This is a genomic window from Kosakonia sp. R1.Fl (assembly GCF_023516815.1).
Lineage (GTDB): Bacteria > Pseudomonadota > Gammaproteobacteria > Enterobacterales > Enterobacteriaceae > Kosakonia.
This window is the reverse complement of record NZ_JAMGSQ010000001.1, coordinates 1,648,118-1,668,331: the sequence shown is the minus strand read 5'-3', so window position 1 is coordinate 1,668,331 and position 20,214 is coordinate 1,648,118. Positions and strand designations below refer to the sequence as shown.

Below are 20,214 nucleotides of genomic sequence, written 5' to 3'. Positions count from 1 at the left end.
TGTGATGAAAAAATATGCTTTAGTGGGAACCGGCGGGCGCGCCGGGCTGTATATTTCCGCCATTGGCGGGCAGTGGAAAGAGAATGCCCGCATGGTGGCGTTTTGCGACAGCAACCAGACGCGCATGGATTACGCCAACCAGCTGTTACAAAACGAAGACGCGCAACCCGTTTCCACGTGGAAAGCGGCGCAGTTTGAGGCGATGATCCGCGAAACCCGACCAGACATTGTTATCGTCACCACCATGGACAGAACCCATGACGACTACATCGTGCGGGCGTTACACGCAGGCTGCGATGTGATCACCGAAAAGCCCATGACCATCGACGAGCAGCGGGCGCTGCGTATTCTCGATGCCATTGAACAGACCGGCAAAACCGTGCGCGTGGCGTTTAATTACCGCTATGCGCCGCACCACAGTAAAGTGCGCGAATTGCTGATGAACAATACCATCGGCGACGTTTATTCGGTGCATTTCGAATGGCTCCTGAACACCGAGCACGGCGCCGATTATTTCCGTCGCTGGCACCGGGAAAAACGCAACAGCGGCGGGCTGCTGGTGCATAAATCGACCCACCATTTTGATCTGATGAACTTCTGGCTCAACAGCTACCCGCAGCGGGTATATGCCGAAGGCGGGCTGCGTTTTTATGGCAAAGAGAACGCCGAAAAACGCGGCGTCACGCAGTTTTACCCGCGCACGCACGGCTATGCCGCCGCTCACGATGATCCTTTCGCGCTGCATATGGCCGACAATCCGCAGTTAAAAGCGCTTTATCTCGACGCCGAACATGAAGATAACTACTGGCGCGATCAGAGCGTGTTCAGCGACGGCATTACCATTGAAGACACGCTTTCAGTGCTGGTGAAATACCAGAACCAGTGCCAGTTGAGTTATTCACTCAACACCTACTTGCCGTGGGAAGGATTGAACGTGGTGTTTAACGGCAGCCAGGGGCGGCTGGAGATGAAAATCGTCGAGAAATCGTACGTTAACGCCGGCGGCGAACGCGCCAATGAAGGCAGCCTTGAATCCTGCGACATCACCGTGTTTCCGATGTTTGCCGCACCGTGGAAAGCGGATTTTACCCTTGGCGAAGGCGGCCACGGCGGCGGCGATAACGCCATGCTGGCGGACTTGTTTGGCACGCCGGGCAATGACCCGCTGAAACGCGCCGCCGATCACCGCGCAGGCGCGATGTCGATACTGACCGGCATTGCAGGGAACATTTCCATGCAGCAGCAACGCCCGGTTAACTTTAACGAGTTCGAACTGATCGCAAGGCTGAAAAAGCACTGACCTTGCGGCTCCCCGTTGCCAGACGGGGAGCTAAAACATCACGCGGGCGATCAGCGGCGCTGCCAGCACCATTAACACGCCGGAAAGCATCATCACCAGGCTTGCGACCACGCCCTCCTGCTGCCCCAGCTCATAAGAACGTGCGGTGCCCGCGCCGTGCGAGGCCGCGCCAAAACCGGCCCCTTTCGCCACGCCTTCGCGAATTGATAAGCGCAGAAACAACACATCGCCAACCGCCATGCCAAACACGCCAGTGACCACTACAAACAGCGCCACCAGATCCGGCTGGCCACCAATTGGCCCGGCAGCCGCCAGCGCAAAGGGCGTGGTGATTGAACGCACCGCGAGGCTGCGCTGGATCTCATCCGGCAGCGTAAACAGGCGCGCCAGCCAGACCGAACTGGTCACCGCCACCACCGAAGCGGTGATCACACCCGCTGATAGCGACATCCAATGACGGCGGATAATCGCCAGGTTGTCATACACCGGCACGGCGAAAGCGATGGTCGCGGGCCCCAATAGCCACATCAGCCAGTGGGATTCACCAATGTAGTCCTGCCAGGAGATATGGCCGAACACCAGCATTAATACCAACAGCAGCGGCGTGAATACCAATGGCATCAGCGGTAATTTACGAAAACGGCGGTAGAGACGTTTATTGAGGAAATAGCACACCAGCGTCATCGCCAGGCACAGCAGGCTTAAAACGAAATCACTCATTTTTTCAGCCTGCTGAGTTCGAAACGGTAGACTTTATCCACCACCCAGGCGGTAGCACCGAGCACCAACAGCGTGCTCAAACCGATCACCATAAAAATGCGCCAGCCTTCCACCATCAACAGTTGCGCATAATTAACCACGGCGACCACCGCAGGCACAAAGAACAGCAACATTTCCGCCAGCAGCCAATGCGCACCGGCGCGCACCCAATTGAGTGGGATCACCCGACAAAGTATTAACCCCAGCAGCAGTATCATGCCCACCAGATTGGCGGGAAGCGGCAGATGCAGCCATTGAACCAGGTATTGCGCAAAGATAAACAGCCCGGCATAAAGCAACACCTGAACCGGAACCTGTAAACGACGCACAAGGGCAGGCGTAACACGGCTTAACGCCACGTCCATAACGATTTTCCATCAAATAAGCAGGCGGCCAGTATAGAGAGCCCCAATGCGCTACTGAAATGAATTAAACTCATCGCATACATAGTTCTAAGGAATAATTATGGACATCAGAACGCTGCGCTATTTTGTGGAAGTGGTACGCCAGCAAAGTTTCACCCGCGCGGCGGAGCGCCTGTTTGTGACGCAACCGACCATCAGCAAAATGTTGAAAAATCTCGAAGACGAGCTGAACTGCACGCTGCTTATCCGCGACGGGCGCAAACTGTTACTCACCGATACCGGCCGCGTAGTGTATGAGCGCGGCATCGCCATCCTCGCGGAGTTTCGCCAGTTAGAAACCGAACTTGGCGACATCAACCACCTGAACAAAGGGGTTTTGCGCCTCGGTATTCCGCCGATGGTCGGCATGCTGATGGCCGGGCCAATCAACCTCTTCAGCCAGCGCTACCCCGGTGTGGAGCTGAAAATTGCCGAGTTTGGCGGTCTGACCGTACAGCAAGCCGTGAGCAATGGCGAACTGGATGTGGCGATGACGGCGCTACCGGTCGAAGAAGAGAGTGGCCTGGCTACCCTGCCGCTGTTCAGCCATGCAATGTGCGTGCTGGTGCCACGTTCCGGCAGTTGGCTTGAACGCGACGTCGTGACGCCGGAGGAACTCGCTGAACATCCGCTGCTGATCTACAACGAAGATTTCGCCTTAAGCCGCCAGCTCATGCTGCTGTTTCAACAGCATGGCGTGAAGCCGCGTATCGCCGTGCGCAGCGGCCAGTGGGATTTTCTCGCCGCCATGGTGCAAGCGGGCGTAGGTATTGCCATTCTGCCGGAGCCGGTCTGCCAGCGGCTGGATAAAACCACGCTGCGCTGGCTCCCGCTGCAGAGCGATCTACGCTGGGAGTTAGGAATGATTTGGCGCGAAGGCGTTTACCTTTCGCGCAGTGCGCAGGCATGGCTGCAATGTTGTAAAGGTTTCTGGCTGGATGAGAAAAGCGAGTAGCGAGGTTAACTGGCCGGGCAGCGCATAAACGGCTGCCCGGCGCAGGGTTTACTTATTCTCTAACAGCAGCGCTTCCAGCAGGTCGAGATCGTGCAGCAGTTTTTGCAGCGTCTCGTTACTGATCTGCCGGGTTGCGCGCAGATGGTAAAGCTCGGCGCGCTCTGAGCGCAGTGCCGCCAGGCGGAAACGGCGCTCCAGATTCTCTTCCTGCAGGGAACTCTCAACGTTATTACGTCCGTCTGCACGGCGGCGCAGATTACCAATTACCCGCGAACTCACCTCCGTGAGTAACTGGTTATCAATGTTCTCTTCGGTGTCTGCCGCCAGCCGCTCTTCCATCTTCTGAATCGCCACAATCGCCACGTCCGCCGTTGCCGCGCGCGCCATCCGCTCCTCTTTGTACTGCTGCGCGTGGTCGCGTACTTCAACATGCTGCAACAATGCAGGCAGCGCGATTACGCCAACAAACAGCGAGAACAGGATCACCCCGGCGGCGAGGAACACCAGTTCATAGCGCGCCGGAAAGACATCGCCACTCGGCAACAACAGCGGAATGGAGAGCACACCGGCAAGCGTTATCGCCCCGCGCACCCCGGCAAAAGTGGCGATCAGCAGCTCGCGGTCGCTCCACGAGGCGAACTCCATCGGTTTTTTCACCAGGAAACGCTGGCTGAATCTCTTCATCGTCCACAGCCAGCCAAAACGCACCAGCATCAGTGCGGCGTAAATCAGCACAATATCGGTAAACAACATCCAGGTTTCGACGTTCGGATCGGCTTCTGCCGCCACCAGCGAAGACTCCAGAATGCCCGGCAACTGCAAGCCTAACAGCAAGAACACCATACCGTTAAAGACGAACTCCAGCATCGCCCAGGTGCTGTTGGCGCGCAGACGCATAGCCAGCGGCGCGGTGCGCATCACGCCGGAACGGGTGATGGTCATCCCCGCCGCGACCGCCGCAAGAATGCCGGAAAAGCCGATATGTTCCGCAATCAAATAAGAGGCGAACGGCAGCAAAAACAGCAGCACGATTTGCGTTGCCGGTTCATCGCCGCCCCAGCGGCTGAGAAAACGCAGCGAACGGCCATACAGCCAACTCACCACAAACCCGGCCAGCAGACCGCCAATCGCCACTTTGAAAAATTCGAACGTCGCGCCGCCCACAGTGAACACCATGGTGCCCATCACTACCGCCACGGCGAATTTCAGCGACACCAGGCCCGAAGCGTCATTCATCAGCGCCTCGCCCTGCAAAATACCCATGATTTTCTTCGGAATGCGCCCTTCCCCGACAATGCCGGAAAGCGCTACGGCATCGGTTGGCGACAGCACCGCCGCCAGCGCAAAGGCGGGCACCAGCGGAATGCCCGGCACCATCCAGTAAATTAAGAAACCGATCCCGACCACGGTGACCACCACCAGCGCCAGCGCCAGGCCAAAGATTTCGCGGCCATGCTCGAGGAACTCGCGCGTGGGCGTTTTCCAGCCGTCGGCGAACAGCAGCGGCGGAATAAACAAAACCAGGAACAGTTCCGGGTCGAACTCCACATGCAGGCCAAAGGTGGGAAAGGCGAGCAGTGCGCCGATGGCGATTTGCATCAGCGGAAGCGGGATTTGAAATGGAAGAACACGAGTCACGACGCCAGAAAGCGAGACGACAAGGGTCATGATGAGAATGGTAAAAAATATTTCCATGCGTTCCCTGTTTGCGATGTGTTGTTATAAAGGCCTCAGACCTTGATGCCAGAGCCTTCAGCTTAACGCAAAGAAACCGGGCTGTGGGCAAAAAAATGGGCAACCGAAGTTGCCCATTGTGTAAAGGTTTATGCTTAACGCCCTCTGCCCACAGGAAGAGGGAAAGCGGTGTCAGATTGCCCAGCCGCCCGCATAGAAAGCTACCAGCGCGATGGCAATCACCACAGTTCCGATATTCAGCTTGCGCCATTCACCGGATACCACGCGGCCAATCACCAGCGAAGCAAAACCGATCATGATGCCGGTGACGATGTTGCAGGTCAGCACGATAAACACGGCAGTAATCAGACCCGCCATCGCGTCGACGAAGTCGGCAAAATCGATTTTCGCCACGTTGCTCAGCATCAGCAGACCAACGTACATCAGCGCCGGTGCCGTTGCGTACGCCGGAACCAGGTAAGAGAGCGGAGAGAGGAACAGGATCAGCAGGAACAACACGCCCACGGTGATCGCCGTCAGACCGGTTTTACCGCCTGCCGCCGTACCCGCCGCAGATTCGATATACACTGCTGCCGGTGCCGCCCCCACCAGGCCTGAGAAGACGCTGCTCAGGGAGTCGGTGGTCAGCGCTTTGCCGCCATCGATAATCTGGCCGTCTTTACCCAGCAAGTTTGCCTGGCCCGCTACCGCACGGATAGTGCCGGTGGCGTCAAATACCGCCGTCATCACCAGCGCCAGCACGCTTGGCAGCACCACCGGGTTCAGCGCGCCGACGATATCCAGGCTGCCGATCAGCGAGTTGCCTTTGTCATCGCTGAGCGACGGCATGGCGAAAATGCCAGAAAAATGTACGTTCGGGTCGAAAATCAGCCCCACAATCGACACGCCGATAATGGTCAGCAGAATGCCGCCCGGCACTTTCAGTTTTTCCAGGCCGATAATCACCGCCAGACCAATCAGCGACATGATCACCGGGAAGCTGGCAAAGTGGCCGAGAGTCACCGGCAGGCCGTCCAGCGGGTTCTTAATAACCAGACCCACGCCGTTGGCGGCGATCAGCAGCAGAAACAGGCCAATACCGATACCGGTGCCATGCGCAACGCCCTGCGGCAGGTTGCGCAGGATCCAGCTACGAATACCGGTGGCAGAGATAACAGTAAACAGCACACCCATCAGGAACACCGCGCCAAGCGCGACCGGTACGCTGATATGCTGACCCAGCACCAGGCTGAACGCGGTAAAGGCGGTCAACGAGATAGCGCAACCGATAGCCAGCGGCAGATTCGCCCACAGGCCCATCACGATGGAGCCGACACCGGCTACCAGGCAGGTGGCGACAAACACAGCCGCCGGTGGGAAACCGGCTTTACCCAGCATGCCAGGTACGACGATGACCGAATAGACCATCGCCAGGAAGGTGGTTAAACCGGCAACGATTTCCTGACGAACCGTGCTGCCACGGGCAGAAATTTTAAACAGTGCGTCAAGCGAACCGCCAGTACGCGCAGAAGGCGTAGACATAGAAACATCCCCTGAGAATTTTATTGTGCGTTGGCATGCGTGGTGGACAGTCCACTGCCGGATAAACGTCATCTCCCTGGGCTGCGTTGTGACAAAGGGTCACAAAAAAGCAAACGTTTAACTCCGCGCATACAACGGTTGGTCAAAAAAAGGCAAACGATTATCCAGCGTTTATATGGCGCTTTTCAACTGAACTTTGCCGCTTTTCGCTAAATTTCGCGCGAAGCGGCGAAGAAGTGGGCGTCAGATGCGCAAACGTTATCGTCGGTGCGCAACTTTGCAACATTTGCCGATCATTTTTAGCTGCCAGGCAGATCAAATGGCCCACCCTGCACAATGGCGCGCTGCCATGCCGGACGCATCTCGACCCGTTTTTTCCACGCACGTAAGTTGGGCAAATCCTCCACGCCGCCGCGAGCCAGCAGCGCAAACACCGGGAAACTCATCTGAATATCGGCCATGCTCAGTTGGTTTCCTGCAAACCAGCTTTTCTGCGCCAGTTCGCCTTCGATAAAGCGCGCATGGTTTTCAATTTGCTGTTTCAGGAACGCTTTATTGACACCCTTAGCGAGAAGTTTGCCAACACTGCGTATCCCGAACGGCACCGGGGGTTTACCCAGGCTGTTCATCACCAGTTCCATTAATAGCACGGGCATGAGCGAACCTTCGGCATAGTGCAGCCAGAAGCGGTAATCCAGCTTCTGTTTCGTCTCTTGCGGTTTAAAGCGCTGCTGTGGATCGTAGGTTTCCTGCAAATATTCGAGGATCGCCCCGGATTCGGCGAGGATCAGCCCGTCATCTTCCACTACCGGTGACTTGCCGAGCGGGTGCACTTTTTTCAGGGATTCCGGCGCCAGCATCGTTTTTTCTCGCTGGTAACGGACAATTTGATACGGCACGCCCAATTCTTCTAAAGCCCAGAGCACGCGCTGGGAGCGCGACTGATTAAGGTGATGCACCGTAAGCATGTTTTTCTCCAGAGAATTCATACACATTAACTATAGAAAAACCACACTTGCAGCGGTGAAAAAAAAGACAAAAATAATTGCTCAAAAAAGTAGCAATTATGCCGCTGTGGCCTACACTAAAAGTGTCAGCACAATCCGGAACCTCAAACATACTGAGGGGTGCAGATGTCGGGGGAAACCCTCCCGTAACAGAGCGGGATAGAGAGAAAGACAAAGACCGGAAAACGACTAAAGCGCCCCAACGGGCGCTTTAGTTTTTTGTACGTTTCAGTCGTCTTCCAGCAAGCGCGCGCCGGTGCCCTGCTGCCCAAGTTGGTCGCCGGGGTTACGTAGCGGACAATCGCTGCGCGACAAACAGCCGCAGCCGATGCAACCATCCAGCTCATCGCGTAATGCCACCAGCGTGTGGATGCGTCTGTCCAGCTCTTCGCGCCACTGTGACGACAGCTGTTTCCACTCTTTTTTGCTTAGCGTATGCCCTTCCGGCAACACACCAAATGCGTCGCCAATGGTCGCCAGCGGAATACCAATGCGCTGGGCAATCTTGATGATCGCCACATAGCGCAGCACATCACGCGTATAGCGCCGTTGATTGCCGGTATTACGGGTACTTTTGATTAAGCCTTTGCTCTCATAAAAGTGCAGCGCAGAGACGGCAACCCCGCTGCGCTTCGCCACTTCACCGGGACTGAGTAAGGCTTTAATACGTGGCGTTTTCTTTTCCATAAAACCTCTTTACCTCAAGTTAACTTGAGGAATTATACTCGCTCCCAGACAAAACGACGAATCGGGAAATGAGGAAGCCATATGTCCCATCAGCAAATTATTCAGACACTTATTGAATGGATTGATGAACATATCGACCAACCAATGAACATTGATGTAGTCGCCAGAAAGTCAGGTTATTCGAAATGGTATTTACAGAGGATGTTCCGCACCGTGATGCATCAAACGCTGGGTGACTACATTCGCCAGCGCCGTTTACTGCTGGCAGCGGAAGCGCTGCGAACCACGCAGCGGCCTATTTTTGATATCGCGATGGATTTGGGATATGTCTCGCAACAGACATTTTCACGCGTCTTTCGCCGGGAGTTTGATCGCACCCCCAGCGATTACCGGCACCAGGCCTAATGGCCTATTACTTTAACGAAGGCGGCAGCTGTACCCAGCGTTTAAATTCCTGTGACGGCAGCGCCTTTGCAAAGTGCCACCCCTGACAGAACTGCACGCCGCGTTTTAACAACCATGTGACCTGCTCCGCCGTCTCGACCCCTTCCGCAATAATCTTCAGACGCAGGCTCTGCGCCATCTCAATAATGTGTTCAGCAATCAAATGGCTGGTGCTGTTCGTCGTTAGCGTATCAATAAACGATTTGTCGATTTTCAGGATATCGACATTCAGCGAGTACAGGTTGTGCAAATTGGAATAACCGGTACCGAAATCATCAATCGCCACTTCGTAACCTGCCTGGCGAAACGCCTGAATAACCGGCGTGGTTTTCGGCACATCAATAAACCCGCGCTCGGTCACTTCAATCTTAATCTGCTCGGCGCGTACTGCATGCATCTTGGCTTTATTGGCAATCAATGAAATCAGGCGCGAGGAGTGAAAATCGGAGGCGGAGAGGTTAATTGAAATATAAAGTTGCGGCACCATTGCCAGGAAATCGCCCAGATCGCTGAACAATTCGTCGACGACATAATCGGTAATACGCTCAATCATGCCCTCTTTTTCTGCCAGCGGAATAAACTCCGCCGGGCTCATGACCGGCCCATTAAATCCCGGCCAGCGCAACAACGCTTCCGCACCAACGCAGGTGCCATTTTTGATATCGATAATAGGTTGGTAATGAAGGCGAAGCTGGCGTCGGGTTAACGCCCGGTGGAGCATACGGCGTGGAGAGTTAAACTCCTGCCGTGTTCGCGACCATATTAATAGCAAAATAACGCTACCAATCACGCCCAGCGGCAGCGTTAAAGTGGCCTGGTGATAAAGCGCCTGAAAATAGTGGTCACTCGATGTCGAAACAATAATCGCGATCGGACGATTCTCCGAACGCGCAATGGTATAAAAGCGCTGATCCTGCTGGAATGTTAAATCGCCGGTGCGTAACAGCGTAGCTAACTTATCAAGATGGGCATTCTGGCTGACGGAAAAAAACTGTCGCGTAACGGTGTCGTAAATACCGTAAGCCAGATCAGGATTGTCTGATGCCACATCACTGTAAGTGAGCGGATTAATCACTGCGACATAATTTCCGCGCTGCATGTACACCATCTTGTAGCCTGCGTAAAAAGGCGTATCACGATAGTAATAAATGGCGATATCGGGCGCGCGTTTATAATCTGCTGGTGAAATAGCATACGATTGTGTGGGCGTTATTACGCTCGAACATAAAAAGTGGTCGCCACGAGCATAAATTAAATCCGAAACATACATGCTGCTGCGGACGATATTGAGCATGGCCGCGCGATGTTCCGGCGCACAAATTTGTCCGTGGTATTTTTCCGCCGCGCTGCGAACCGTATCCACTTGCTGGATAACGCGTTCCGTTTTATTTAGCGCTAACTGGGCAAACGATTGAAGCTGGGCACTCGTTTCTTTCACCGCACGAATATGCGCAAACCATAGCGACAACATCAGCGGTAGAAGAACTACCGTGATGAGCACGACGACGCTGAGCATCTTGCGACGCACGCTATGATTCATGTCCGCCTATATCCATGCATTTAAAGTGCCTTTTTAATGTTTGGCAGGATGCTTTGATAAACAGGTGATTACGTTGCATGAATCAAACGACATTAGCAACTGACTTTTCTCATTAAAAACCTAATATTTGGTTATGACCGAAATACGCGACCATAAAGCAAACTCAGAGTGTGCCCAATGTTTATATTAAGGAAAATATTAATCCATTCGCATGGGGGTGTTTTACGTTAATACAACAGAGTATCGTTGATTAAGCCAAACTGACCGCAGGATAAAAAAAAGGTGCGCCATTCGGGTATTTTTTCATCTGTCGTTGAGAAGTCTTCATAATTTCTTCTTTATTTATAAAAAAGCGCCAACCACCACGGTTTTACTGCGTCCTGCACGTTTCGCATCGTACAGGGCGTTATCCGCAAGCGTAAGTAAAACTGAAGTATCGGACTCTTCACCAGTGACGAATACTAAACCAGCGCTAAAGGATAAGGCTATCTTTTCACCATTGCTAAACAATGGATTTCGCGCCAGTGACGCGCGGATTTTTTGGCTAAAACGCAGCGCCATTTTACTGTGGGTATGCGGCATTAAAATCAGAAATTCCTCACCGCCTAAACGACCAAAAATATACGATGGATCGCAATGTTCGCGGATCTGATCGCAAAAATGGATCAGTGCGGCGTCGCCCGTTAAATGCCCCCAGCGATCGTTGATATTTTTAAAATAATCCAGATCCAGCATCAGCAGGCTGAAGTGGCTGCGCGGCTCGTCCGGCCGACACGCCACCAGCGCCTCTTTTAACTTCCTCAGCATGGAAAAACGATTATAGCAGCCGGTCAGATCGTCAATGGTGGCTTTCATTTCCAGCTGCCGCTCCGCTTTTTTACGCTCGGTTATATCAAGCCCGATGCTGAGAACCGAGTGATCTGGCAGTTGAATATTCGACCAAAGTACCGTCAGCACCTGGCCATCACGGCGTACCGGGTGCCATTCGTGCATGTCGACGCCCGGCGATGTATTAACCGAAGCGCGAACTTTTTGCCGAACCTCGGGATCGGGGAAAAATAACGCTAATGGATCGGCCTGCTGATTGAGCTCATTAATGCTCCAGCCAAATACGCGTTCGCACTCACCATTCCATAATACGCAGCGGTTACTTTTATCAAACGAGTTCATTAAAACCGGGGCGCGTTCAAATAGTGCTTTATATTGTGTCACTATGCGCTGCATCTCTTTTGCTGTGCGTTCTCTGGCGACAATTTCCGCAAGATAGTTTTTTAGTTTTTCGACCAGAACAATAACGACATTTTTCACAATAGATAAAGAGTTCAAGGGCTGAGAAAATGCCAAAAAGAAATAACCTTCGAGCCCCAACTCTTTATAATGTAACTTACATAAAATACCGCTGCGTAATTTTCTGGCCGATATTTCTTGATGCGGAAATAATAAATCGCCGGCATGCCGCCGCCAGCAAATGACTCGCCAGGCACGCTGATGTCGTTGCAATTGAGACTGCTCAAGAAAGATTTGTACATCCTGCAGCGTGCAGCCCGGCGACCCTGCGCTGACGAGCTGCCACGCGTCATCCTGCCGGATAACCACCCACGCAAGCGTGGATCCTAGTGCTGTATTGATTGCGCGTAATATCTCTTCCATTGAACGTTGAGCGGTGAGCCAGGGCATCAGCCTTACCAGAACCGACAACGCCGCATCAGCATCCTCCGGCGGCACGGCGGAATTTTCTATTTTCATATTTTTTCATTCGCAGGTTATAAGACGCGAAACCAGCTTCAAATGATGTCATCAGGAAAAAAGAAGAGGCGGCCATCAATTCAGTTAGCGCAACTGCACGCGCAAATATCTTCCTCACGCATGAAAAACGTGATGAAAAGAATATATCGATAAAGATCAAAACCCTGAATCATCATTCACAGGCTAATAAGATTTTCCTCAAAAGCATAATATATGCGACACAAGCTGTAAACGTTGTAGCAATTAGGATGCTAAATATCACTCATATGTATTAGTTGGAAAAAACATTAATTCCTCCGCACGCATAAATATATTGGCAATATATTTACGAATGAAACACAACTATCACGATGCAAAAAGCACGCTTTTTGTACTGGCGAATAAATCAACAAATGTGATATAGTTCACACATTCTTGAAACGGGGAATGCCGTTTCAATTCGTTGTGTTATTCGCGGATGTTCAGCATTGCCACTCGCGCAACGTGCTTGTCCGCCCGGTATTCGGTCTTTCTGAGGATGGTTTGATGGCTACCTTTACCGCCAGCGTCGTGCTTCTCCGCTGGCAGTTACTGAGTGCAGTGTTGATGTTTATGGCCAGTACGCTGAACATTCGCTTCCGTCGTGCTGATTATATTGGCCTGGCAGTGATCAGCAGCGGCATGGGCTTAGCAGCGGCATGCTGGTTCGCTACCGGTTTGTTGGGCATTACGGCGATAGATCTCTCCACGACCTGGCACAATCTGCTCGTCGTGATGGAAGAGATCGCGCAAAAAGCGCCACCCGAGTGGCCGATGATCGTTACCTGATTACTGAAAGCGCCTGCGGGCGCTTTTTTATTTCCTCTGGTGGTCATTTTTCTACCCGACGGACTTTCGCATAAATATAAACAACGACTCTGCGCCAGCGGCCGATCTTTACCGGGACTCACCGGCGCATAAAGAGGCTAACAGCCATTTCTTTGCAAAACGGATCGGGCGGATAAGCCGTCTTATTGCCAGCCAGGGGGTAAACGGGAGTACACACTCGCCGAATCGGGGCGTAAAAACAGAGATGCCCGCTAAGACTCTGCTTCGCGGGCATCTGCACTTTTACTTCATCACCACGATTGTTTTATTCAAGAATACGGGTTTCCCACGGTCGCCAGAGCGGGTGGAATTTTTGTGGCTGATAGTGCGTCGTTTCGCGCTTGCCGAAATAGAATAGCGCGTCCATCTCATTTTTTATCACCACCATATTTGAACCGTCCGCATGCCCGCCAACGGTGACCGAACCGTGATAACCTTTTACCGGCACGCCGGTGTAATTCGCCAGTTTTTGTGCGAAAGAATCAATGCCACCTTCCGCACCATGGCAGCTTAAGCAACGAATGTTCTTAAACCGCACATCGCCAGCCAGTTCCAGCGTATCCAGCGCCACATCAAACGGCCCTTTGATACCACCAGCAACCTGCAGGCCGGTCGTGCTGTCACCGTTTGGTGTAAAAATGCCATGACCAATGATATTCAGCCGCGGCTCGCCTTTATAGCTATCGGTGAAAAACATATACATATTCGGATCATTTAAAGGGCCATCGCGACGCACAATATTGATTTCACCGGATAATGTCACCCTCCCCATCTCTTTCTCACCCACATCCGCGCCAACTTTAGCAATATCAGCGAATTGTTTGATGTTGAGTTTTGACGACGCCATAGGATCGGAAAAATTTTTTCCTCCCGCTTGCGGTAATGAGACATGTAACACGTCCGGGCCAGCGGATTCGGGTACGGCGTGGCTTAATGGCTTGCTGCCGGGAACATTCGCTTCCGCAGCTGGATTTAATGGCCTTTCCACCGCGATTTTCGGCTCCGCAATAGCGGCTTTGATTTCACCGTGCGGACCTTTAGCAGTGCCAGAAGGTCGTTCAGTAAGCCGCGCCGCGCCCGCACCGGGAAGCGATCGCACTCCGCCCGGGAATTCCGGCAACGGCCCGCCCAACACCGCGCCCAGAAAAACCTCCTGCAAACTTTCGCCCAGCGTGGGCAACGGGATCTTGCCTTCATCTTTGGGGACATGGGAAATATCGGCCTGTTTATCACCGGTTCGCCACGCATAATGCCGCTGCTGAAACGCCTGAAAAGACTCCTTTGCGGGCGTATAGGCAGGCTCCAGCTGAACCGCTCTGAGTGTTTTGTCTTCGTAAGGGGAAATATCATAAGGTTTGAATACATCAATCGCTGCCGGGCCTTTGATATCCATACGTTTTCCTCCGACTGTTGCCGTCTTGTTTTGGCTGGTAGCGTCGCGCCACAGCTATCTATTAAGTGGCCCGGCATGCGCCTTTTCGTGACGTCGTCAGATAATTATTTCCCCAGTTTCGACAGCATTTCCGGGCGCATAAATTTATGGATAACCAGCATAAACAGCACCGATGGCACCAGCAGGATCAGCGCGGTGATAGATGACACCTGGTAGTTGCCCGACATACTGGCGGTATAGAGCAAAATGGGCAGCGTGGTGATATCCGGTGCGCCCACAAAAAAGGTGGCGGTAAACTCATCCAGCGATTCCAGAAACACAAAAATGCTGGCGGCAATCAGCCCGGGCGCGGCCTGCGGCAAAATGATATGGAAAAACGTGTAAACCGGCCCGGCGCCCAGGTTGCGCGAGGCGCGCGCCAGCAGCGGATCGAGTGAAGCGAACGCCGCCACGCTTATCCAGATCGAATACATCAAGCCGTGAACGCTATGCACCAGCACCACACCCGCCACCGTACCGTTCAGTCCCCACTGATAAAACAGCCGCGCCACGTTCATATACACCGTCAGGTTGGGAAACGCCTGCGGGATGAGAAACAGCAGCATAAAGAAGGCGCGACACGGCATGGATCGATGCGACAGCGCGTAACCCGCCGGAACAGAAATCAGCAGGCAAACCAGCACCGATAGCACGGCGATCAACACGCTAATGGAGAGCGATCCCGAGACATCGCTGTAGGGGCTAAACACCTGGCTCCAGTACTTTAATCCCCACTGGCTCGGCAAGGTGTGCGGGAAAAACCAGCTTTCCGCCACCGTCCAGATAAGCAGGTTCAACAGCGGGCCAAACAGCGCCAGCACCAGAAAAGTGAGCAACAGCGTTTGCAGCAGAAAACTGCCGCGGAGTTTTTGTCGAAACGTGGTCATCACTGCGCCCCTTTCGCATGCAGGCTGTGGCGTAAATAGAACCAGGAGAGCGCCGCGCAAATCAGATAGGAGATCACGCCCATCGCATTCGCCACCGGGTAATCGCCGTACGAGTTAACGCGAAACGCCATATCGACGGTCATCATGGTTGGCGTGCCGGTGCCAATCATTAGCGGCACGGAAAGTACCGACATCATCGTCACCGTCGAGAGCACCATCGCCACACCAATCGTCGGCAGCACCTGCGGCAAAATGATGTCGAACAGAATGCGTAAACGCGACGCGCCGAGGTTTTTCGCCGCCAGAATATGCGACGGATCCACCGCCGACATCGCGCCGCAAATCAGTAACGTCGAGAACGCCATCTGCTTCCAGACAAAGGTAATAATGATCCCGCTCCAGCCCAGCAGCGAGGTGGTGTCCATTGGCGTTAACAACCCGCTCGCCACCAGCACATTGTTCATCAGGCCGTTTTTGGCGAGGAAGGTGCGCATCATCTGCGCGGTAACAATAAAGGGAATAAACAGCGGCAGGCGGTATAAAAATGCCAGCGTCTTAACGATGCCGCGAAACGGCGACAGCACAATAATGGCGGAAATTGTTATCGACAGCAGCGCCAGAATTACCAGTGAAACCAGCACGATAAGTACGGTAAAGAGAATATCGTTCGAGTAAAGCGCAAAGACTTTATCAAAGTGCGCCAGCGTGAATGTCTGCGTATCACTGGTGAACGCAGAGATCAGCGAAAAGCCCAGCGGCCAGAGGAAAAAGACGGCGATCAGCAGCGTGGCCGGGCCAACCAGTAAGAAGTATTTAAAGGCGTGTCGCATGGTGAACCTGAATAATCACAGCAAAAAATGCCCGGGCGAAATGCCCAGGCATATCCGTCAATCAGTTAGAAACCTGGCTCTCGTAGCCCTCTTTGATATCGTCAAAGTACGGCGTGATCGGGAAACTTTTGCCGTATTTGGCTAAATCATCCGGCGAGATTTCCGCAAACAGTTTCTGCCAGGTGGCGGCGTCCAGCTTCTCTTTGACGTATTTCGCGTCAATCCCCGGATACCAGTTGAACTGCTTCACAATGCCCTGCGCCTGCACATCCGGGCTGGTCGCCAGCGCAATAAACTCCTGCGCCAGTTTGGCCTGCGCAGCGTGTGCCGGAACAACGTAATACATTGGCTGGCCCGGCATCCCTGGGGAGATTAATGCCAGCTTGATCGACGGCGGCACTTTGCCCTGATCTTTCCAGCTATAGAACATATCGACCCATACCGGCCCCATGGTGATTTCACCCCGGCTGAGCATATCCAGCGTCCCGGCGTTACCCGGCGTGAAAGTGACGTTTTTATTGAACTCTTTCAGCCTGGCGAACGCCTGACTCCAGGTTTTTTCCACGCTTTTGTCATACGGCAGCGCGGAAAGACGCGCTGCATCAGTGCCGTAAGCATAAATCCAGCCGACCACGAAGCTGACGCCGGACATGCCGTTTTTAATGCCGTTATAGCCAAAAGCTTTCGGGTTTTTCGCCGACCACTGCACCAGCTCGTCGTAGGATTTCGGCGGGGTTTTAATCAGATCGCTGTTATACGCAATGGCGGTCTGGCTCAAAAACATCGGCATTACATAACCATCAACGTTAACGCCCAGCGCGTTTTTGGCATTCTCCGCCGTGACCATTGAGCCGGTGTTAATGGACGAGCGGTATTTCTCCAGCAGCCCTTTTTCCACCAGTTGACCACCTGCGGCCTGGTGTACAACCGCGACGTCGATATCCCAGCTTTTCGCGCCGCTCTGCTGTTGCGCCGTCAGTTTTTCGACAATCTTGTTTGAGCCCGCATCGCCCGGCCCGGTGCCGACCACCTGCACTTTCACGCCCGGATGCGCAGCTTCAAACTTTGGCCCCAGCCAGGTTTTAACGTAGTCGACCATATTTTGATCGCCCGCCGTCGCCACATTGAGAACCGTTTCGGCGCTGGCGGTGTGAACGGCACCCAAACAGAGTGCGGCGATGACAGCAAGTTTCGGTTTTACTGACATGATAATCCCCAGGAAAAGTGTGTTGGTTGGCTTAAGAGGTTGCAAAAACATGCAGCGCCGTTTCCGGCACATGCAAAATCACCGGCGTTCGGGCAGGCCAGAACTGTGTGGAATCCGCGAGAAAAATCTGCCCCTCGCAGCGCACACTATGACGATACTGGTGACCGAGAAATGCGCTCTCTTCCACCACGCCATTCAGTACCAGGCCCGGCTGCTCCGACATCGTTAACGGGCGGTGCATGTTGACGTCCGAACTGCGAAAATAGAGCGTTTCCCCGCCCGCATCAGCCCGCGTCATGCAGTTATCCGCGCCCATAAAATCCGCGACAAACGGCGTTGCCGGGCGGTGATAAATATCTTCCGGCGTCCCCATTTGTTCGATGCGCCCGTTATTCAGCACCGCAATTCTGTCGGCCATCACCAGCGCCTCTTGTTGGTCATGCGTGACGATTAACGAGGTGAAACCGAGCTTTTTCTGAAGCGCTTTGATCTCGTGGCGCACATTGAGGCGCACTTTGGCGTCCAGGTTCGACAGCGGCTCATCGAGCACCAACACATCCGGCTCAATGGCTAATGCGCGCGCCAGCGCCACGCGCTGACGCTGGCCGCCGGAAAGCGCCGTCACTTTTATATCCGCATAATTTTCAAGGTTGACGATTTTTAATAATTCCTGCACGCGTTGCGCAATCGCCTCTTTTTTAACGCGGCGGACTTTTAAGCCATAACCAATATTTTGCGCGACGGTAAAATGTGGCCACAAGGCATAACTCTGAAACACCATGGTAATATTTCGCTGCTCCGGCGTGCTGTAAGTAATATCTCTACCGTTAACGGAAATACCACCAGAACGCACCGGAATAAAACCACATAACGCATTGAGTAACGTGGTTTTTCCACAACCAGACGGCCCAAGCAGCGCAATCATTTCGCCCTTTTCCACAGCGAGATGAATATCGTGAAGAACGATATTTTCGCCATAGCCAATTTTCAGTTTTTCAATCTGTAAATAACTCACGGGCGTTCCTTTCTTCAGCTTTTCTTTCGCCGATGAACACGTGTTCATTTATTTGCAAAAAAAATGCAACGTTGCACCGACATTATGTGAGCCTACTTTGTCGTCTATTTGTGACAGTTTGATTAAGTGCGCAATAAATTTGGTGGGGCGAAATGAAAATAGATGTTCTGGGCTGCGGTAGCGCCTTCTCATTGCAGCAAAACACCTCGGCAATCCGCGTTATCGATAACGAAAATCGCCAGTTGCTGATCGATTGTGGCCCGACAATCCCGCGCGCGCTGTGGCAGCGCGGCGGCGACGTAAACGACATCGACGCCATTTACTTCACCCACGTTCACCCGGATCACTGCACCGGGCTGACGGCGCTGCTGAATTACTGGAAAAGTTTTCAGCGTCGTAAACCGCTGATCATCTGGTCGCAGCGTGAACAGCGCCCGGTGCTGATAAAACTGGCGAGCCTCGCTAACTGGCCGGAAAGCAGCCTCTGTTTCGACATTGACTGGCGCGACAGCGAAGCCGAATGGCAGTGGCAAGGCTGGCAGATGCGCACCGCGTTTACGCACCATGAGCTGCCTAATCTCGCCCTGCGAATCGAAGCAGACGGCCACAACCTGTTCTACAGCGGCGACGGACGCCCAACGCCGGAAAGCATCGCGCTGATGCACAACGCGACGCTGGCGTTTCAGGAGTGCGCTTCGGCAACGGCGCTGCCCAATGACGCCTCGCACGGCGATTTTCCCGGCTGCCTGGCGCTGTTCGGGCAACTGCGTTTACCGCGCCTGGGGTTGTACCACTGCAACGACGCCGCCTTGCCCGCGATTGAGCAAGCCTGCACGCCGTATCCGGGTTTGTTTCTCAGCCACGATGGTTTCGCCACCGATCTCAGCCGCCGTGCGGAGGGGAAAGTGTGAGCCAGAGTTTACGCAAACAAGCAGTAACCGCTGAAGACGTGGCGAAGCGCGCGGGCGTGTCCCGCGCCGTGGTGTCGCGCGCGCTCAGCAGCAACGGCAGTATTTCGCCTGCCACCAAAGAGAAAGTGCTGCGCGCCGCGCAGGAGCTTGGCTACCAGGTCAATTTCCTCGCCCAGGGGCTGAACCGCCAGCGCAGCCACTTGATTGGCGTGATTGTCGCGCGCATTGGCGACCCGTTTCGCAGCAGCCTGCTGGAAGGCTTGCTGCATGAAATTCAGCGCCGTGGTTACCAGGCGCTGGTCACGGAGATCACCGGCGAGCAGGATCTGGTCACCACGCTGCGCCGTTTTACTCAGTTTCGCGTCTCCGGCGTGATCGTCACCTCCGGCCAACCGCCGGAAGCGATAGTGAACGAGTGCGTCAGCCAGCGCATTCCGGTGGTCGGCATCAACCGCCACCCGGATATTCCATTGGTCGATTTCGTCTGTTCCGACAACGTTTCCGGCGCACGTCAGGCCGCTGAACAGCTTTATCACGCCGGTTGTCGCCGTTTTGGCTGGCTCAATAATTGCGGATCGACCTGGGCGGGCATTCAGCGCGGCGAGGCTTTTTTCCAGGCTTTGCAGCAACTCGGCGTGGATACTCAGCAGCAAGTGCGTTGGTATGACGCGCGCGAAGAGGGCTACGAGGGCGGATTTCAGGCCGCGCAACAGAGTGATGAAGATCTGCCGGAGGGCATCTTTTGCGCCAACGCGCAATTGGCCTGCGGTTTTCTCGACGGCATGCGCCAGCGCGGAAAATTCGCGCCAGACGATTTTCATCTGATAGGTTTTGATAACACGCCGCAGAGCGGCCAGTTCAGCTACCAGTTAACCACGCTGCATCAGGATGTGGCGGAGATAGCGAACCGGGCGCTGACGCGCCTGCTGGAGCGGGCGAAAAATCCTTTACAGCCTTCCCGCGTTGAGTGGGTTAAGGTGAAACTGATCCACCGACAAACATCGCCACAGATTGGCTAAGAGTCCAGA

The 20,214-nt window shown here is 53.9% G+C and carries 19 protein-coding genes; 6 read left to right on the top strand and 13 right to left on the bottom strand.

Features of this window, described 5'->3' with window-relative positions; genetic code table 11:
• The first annotated feature begins 4 nt into the window (after positions 1–4).
• On the top strand, positions 5–1,300 hold the full coding sequence (locus M8Q36_RS07755) for a Gfo/Idh/MocA family protein (RefSeq protein ID WP_249880509.1): 1,296 nt from the start codon (positions 5–7) through the stop codon (positions 1,298–1,300).
• A 30-nt stretch (positions 1,301–1,330) separates the two neighbouring features.
• Here the strand turns inward: M8Q36_RS07755 and M8Q36_RS07750 are convergent, their stop codons facing one another.
• The gene (locus M8Q36_RS07750) at positions 1,331–2,020 is read right to left on the bottom strand and encodes an LrgB family protein (protein WP_175273904.1); all 690 of its coding nucleotides are present in this window, start codon (positions 2,018–2,020) and stop codon (positions 1,331–1,333) included.
• Complete coding sequence (locus M8Q36_RS07745) at positions 2,017–2,424, bottom strand: CidA/LrgA family protein (RefSeq protein WP_249880508.1); 408 nt, start codon at positions 2,422–2,424, stop codon at positions 2,017–2,019. The genes M8Q36_RS07750 and M8Q36_RS07745 overlap by 4 nt, the downstream gene beginning before the upstream one ends.
• Positions 2,425–2,524: 100 nt before the next feature.
• On the opposite strand from M8Q36_RS07745, the gene M8Q36_RS07740 reads away from it, so the two are divergent.
• The gene (locus M8Q36_RS07740; protein WP_249880507.1) at positions 2,525–3,418 is read left to right on the top strand and encodes a LysR family transcriptional regulator; all 894 of its coding nucleotides are present in this window, start codon (positions 2,525–2,527) and stop codon (positions 3,416–3,418) included.
• Positions 3,419–3,466: 48 nt separating this feature from the next.
• Here M8Q36_RS07740 and M8Q36_RS07735 read toward each other — a convergent pair whose 3' ends face one another.
• The 4 genes from M8Q36_RS07735 to soxR form a co-directional block, all read right to left on the bottom strand.
• Complete coding sequence (locus tag M8Q36_RS07735; RefSeq protein ID WP_065369873.1) at positions 3,467–5,113, bottom strand: Na+/H+ antiporter; 1,647 nt, start codon at positions 5,111–5,113, stop codon at positions 3,467–3,469.
• 171 nt (positions 5,114–5,284) lie between these two features.
• Complete coding sequence (ghxP, locus tag M8Q36_RS07730) at positions 5,285–6,634, bottom strand: guanine/hypoxanthine transporter GhxP (protein WP_017459481.1); 1,350 nt, start codon at positions 6,632–6,634, stop codon at positions 5,285–5,287.
• Positions 6,635–6,933: 299 nt separating this feature from the next.
• Positions 6,934–7,602 carry a glutathione S-transferase family protein gene (locus M8Q36_RS07725; protein ID WP_249880506.1) on the bottom strand — a complete coding sequence of 223 codons (669 nt, stop codon included), beginning with the start codon at positions 7,600–7,602 and terminating at the stop codon, positions 6,934–6,936.
• 267 nt (positions 7,603–7,869) lie between these two features.
• A complete protein-coding gene (gene soxR / locus M8Q36_RS07720; RefSeq protein ID WP_017459479.1) occupies positions 7,870–8,328 on the bottom strand; it encodes a redox-sensitive transcriptional activator SoxR in 459 nt (152 codons plus the stop codon).
• Between the two features lie 81 nt (positions 8,329–8,409).
• Between soxR and soxS the strand changes: the two genes are divergently transcribed.
• Complete coding sequence (gene soxS, locus M8Q36_RS07715) at positions 8,410–8,733, top strand: superoxide response transcriptional regulator SoxS (RefSeq protein ID WP_017459478.1); 324 nt, start codon at positions 8,410–8,412, stop codon at positions 8,731–8,733.
• 7 nt (positions 8,734–8,740) lie between these two features.
• Here soxS and pdeC read toward each other — a convergent pair whose 3' ends face one another.
• Together pdeC and M8Q36_RS07705 are read right to left on the bottom strand one after the other, a co-directional pair.
• Entirely contained in the window at positions 8,741–10,312 is a 1,572-nt protein-coding gene (pdeC, locus tag M8Q36_RS07710; RefSeq protein ID WP_249880505.1) for a cyclic di-3',5'-guanosine monophosphate phosphodiesterase PdeC, read from the bottom strand.
• Positions 10,313–10,654: 342 nt separating this feature from the next.
• The gene (locus M8Q36_RS07705; RefSeq protein WP_249880504.1) at positions 10,655–12,058 is read right to left on the bottom strand and encodes a GGDEF domain-containing protein; all 1,404 of its coding nucleotides are present in this window, start codon (positions 12,056–12,058) and stop codon (positions 10,655–10,657) included.
• Positions 12,059–12,583: 525 nt separating this feature from the next.
• Between M8Q36_RS07705 and M8Q36_RS07700 the strand changes: the two genes are divergently transcribed.
• Positions 12,584–12,865, top strand: a complete 282-nt coding sequence (locus M8Q36_RS07700) for a YjcB family protein (RefSeq protein ID WP_045511800.1) — start codon at positions 12,584–12,586, stop codon at positions 12,863–12,865.
• Positions 12,866–13,169: 304 nt separating this feature from the next.
• On the opposite strand, the gene M8Q36_RS07695 is transcribed toward M8Q36_RS07700, so the two are convergent.
• The 5 genes from M8Q36_RS07695 to M8Q36_RS07675 form a co-directional block, all read right to left on the bottom strand.
• A complete protein-coding gene (locus M8Q36_RS07695) occupies positions 13,170–14,297 on the bottom strand; it encodes a hypothetical protein (RefSeq protein WP_249880503.1) in 1,128 nt (375 codons plus the stop codon).
• Positions 14,298–14,401: 104 nt separating this feature from the next.
• On the bottom strand, positions 14,402–15,223 hold the full coding sequence (locus tag M8Q36_RS07690; RefSeq protein WP_249880502.1) for an ABC transporter permease: 822 nt from the start codon (positions 15,221–15,223) through the stop codon (positions 14,402–14,404).
• The gene (locus M8Q36_RS07685; RefSeq protein ID WP_249880501.1) at positions 15,223–16,053 is read right to left on the bottom strand and encodes an ABC transporter permease; all 831 of its coding nucleotides are present in this window, start codon (positions 16,051–16,053) and stop codon (positions 15,223–15,225) included. The genes M8Q36_RS07690 and M8Q36_RS07685 overlap by 1 nt, the downstream gene beginning before the upstream one ends.
• Before the next feature lie 61 nt (positions 16,054–16,114).
• Positions 16,115–17,260 carry an ABC transporter substrate-binding protein gene (locus tag M8Q36_RS07680; protein WP_249880500.1) on the bottom strand — a complete coding sequence of 382 codons (1,146 nt, stop codon included), beginning with the start codon at positions 17,258–17,260 and terminating at the stop codon, positions 16,115–16,117.
• A gap of 31 nt (positions 17,261–17,291) precedes the next feature.
• The gene (locus M8Q36_RS07675; protein ID WP_249880499.1) at positions 17,292–18,275 is read right to left on the bottom strand and encodes an ABC transporter ATP-binding protein; all 984 of its coding nucleotides are present in this window, start codon (positions 18,273–18,275) and stop codon (positions 17,292–17,294) included.
• 152 nt (positions 18,276–18,427) lie between these two features.
• On the opposite strand from M8Q36_RS07675, the gene M8Q36_RS07670 reads away from it, so the two are divergent.
• The gene (locus tag M8Q36_RS07670; RefSeq protein WP_249880498.1) at positions 18,428–19,186 is read left to right on the top strand and encodes an MBL fold metallo-hydrolase; all 759 of its coding nucleotides are present in this window, start codon (positions 18,428–18,430) and stop codon (positions 19,184–19,186) included.
• On the top strand, positions 19,183–20,205 hold the full coding sequence (locus M8Q36_RS07665; RefSeq protein ID WP_249880497.1) for a LacI family DNA-binding transcriptional regulator: 1,023 nt from the start codon (positions 19,183–19,185) through the stop codon (positions 20,203–20,205). Before M8Q36_RS07670 ends, M8Q36_RS07665 begins: the two co-directional genes overlap by 4 nt.
• Positions 20,206–20,214 lie beyond the last annotated feature (9 nt).

Coding starts and splice junctions, on each gene's coding strand:
- M8Q36_RS07755 (WP_249880509.1), top strand. CDS start 5: ATGAAAAAATATGCTTTAGTGGGAACCGGCGGGCGCGCCGGGCTGTAT.
- M8Q36_RS07750 (WP_175273904.1), bottom strand. CDS start 2,020: ATGAGTGATTTCGTTTTAAGCCTGCTGTGCCTGGCGATGACGCTGGTG.
- M8Q36_RS07745 (WP_249880508.1), bottom strand. CDS start 2,424: ATGGACGTGGCGTTAAGCCGTGTTACGCCTGCCCTTGTGCGTCGTTTA.
- M8Q36_RS07740 (WP_249880507.1), top strand. CDS start 2,525: ATGGACATCAGAACGCTGCGCTATTTTGTGGAAGTGGTACGCCAGCAA.
- M8Q36_RS07735 (WP_065369873.1), bottom strand. CDS start 5,113: ATGGAAATATTTTTTACCATTCTCATCATGACCCTTGTCGTCTCGCTT.
- ghxP (WP_017459481.1), bottom strand. CDS start 6,634: ATGTCTACGCCTTCTGCGCGTACTGGCGGTTCGCTTGACGCACTGTTT.
- M8Q36_RS07725 (WP_249880506.1), bottom strand. CDS start 7,602: ATGCTTACGGTGCATCACCTTAATCAGTCGCGCTCCCAGCGCGTGCTC.
- soxR (WP_017459479.1), bottom strand. CDS start 8,328: ATGGAAAAGAAAACGCCACGTATTAAAGCCTTACTCAGTCCCGGTGAA.
- soxS (WP_017459478.1), top strand. CDS start 8,410: ATGTCCCATCAGCAAATTATTCAGACACTTATTGAATGGATTGATGAA.
- pdeC (WP_249880505.1), bottom strand. CDS start 10,312: ATGAATCATAGCGTGCGTCGCAAGATGCTCAGCGTCGTCGTGCTCATC.
- M8Q36_RS07705 (WP_249880504.1), bottom strand. CDS start 12,058: ATGAAAATAGAAAATTCCGCCGTGCCGCCGGAGGATGCTGATGCGGCG.
- M8Q36_RS07700 (WP_045511800.1), top strand. CDS start 12,584: ATGGCTACCTTTACCGCCAGCGTCGTGCTTCTCCGCTGGCAGTTACTG.
- M8Q36_RS07695 (WP_249880503.1), bottom strand. CDS start 14,297: ATGGATATCAAAGGCCCGGCAGCGATTGATGTATTCAAACCTTATGAT.
- M8Q36_RS07690 (WP_249880502.1), bottom strand. CDS start 15,223: ATGACCACGTTTCGACAAAAACTCCGCGGCAGTTTTCTGCTGCAAACG.
- M8Q36_RS07685 (WP_249880501.1), bottom strand. CDS start 16,053: ATGCGACACGCCTTTAAATACTTCTTACTGGTTGGCCCGGCCACGCTG.
- M8Q36_RS07680 (WP_249880500.1), bottom strand. CDS start 17,260: ATGTCAGTAAAACCGAAACTTGCTGTCATCGCCGCACTCTGTTTGGGT.
- M8Q36_RS07670 (WP_249880498.1), top strand. CDS start 18,428: ATGAAAATAGATGTTCTGGGCTGCGGTAGCGCCTTCTCATTGCAGCAA.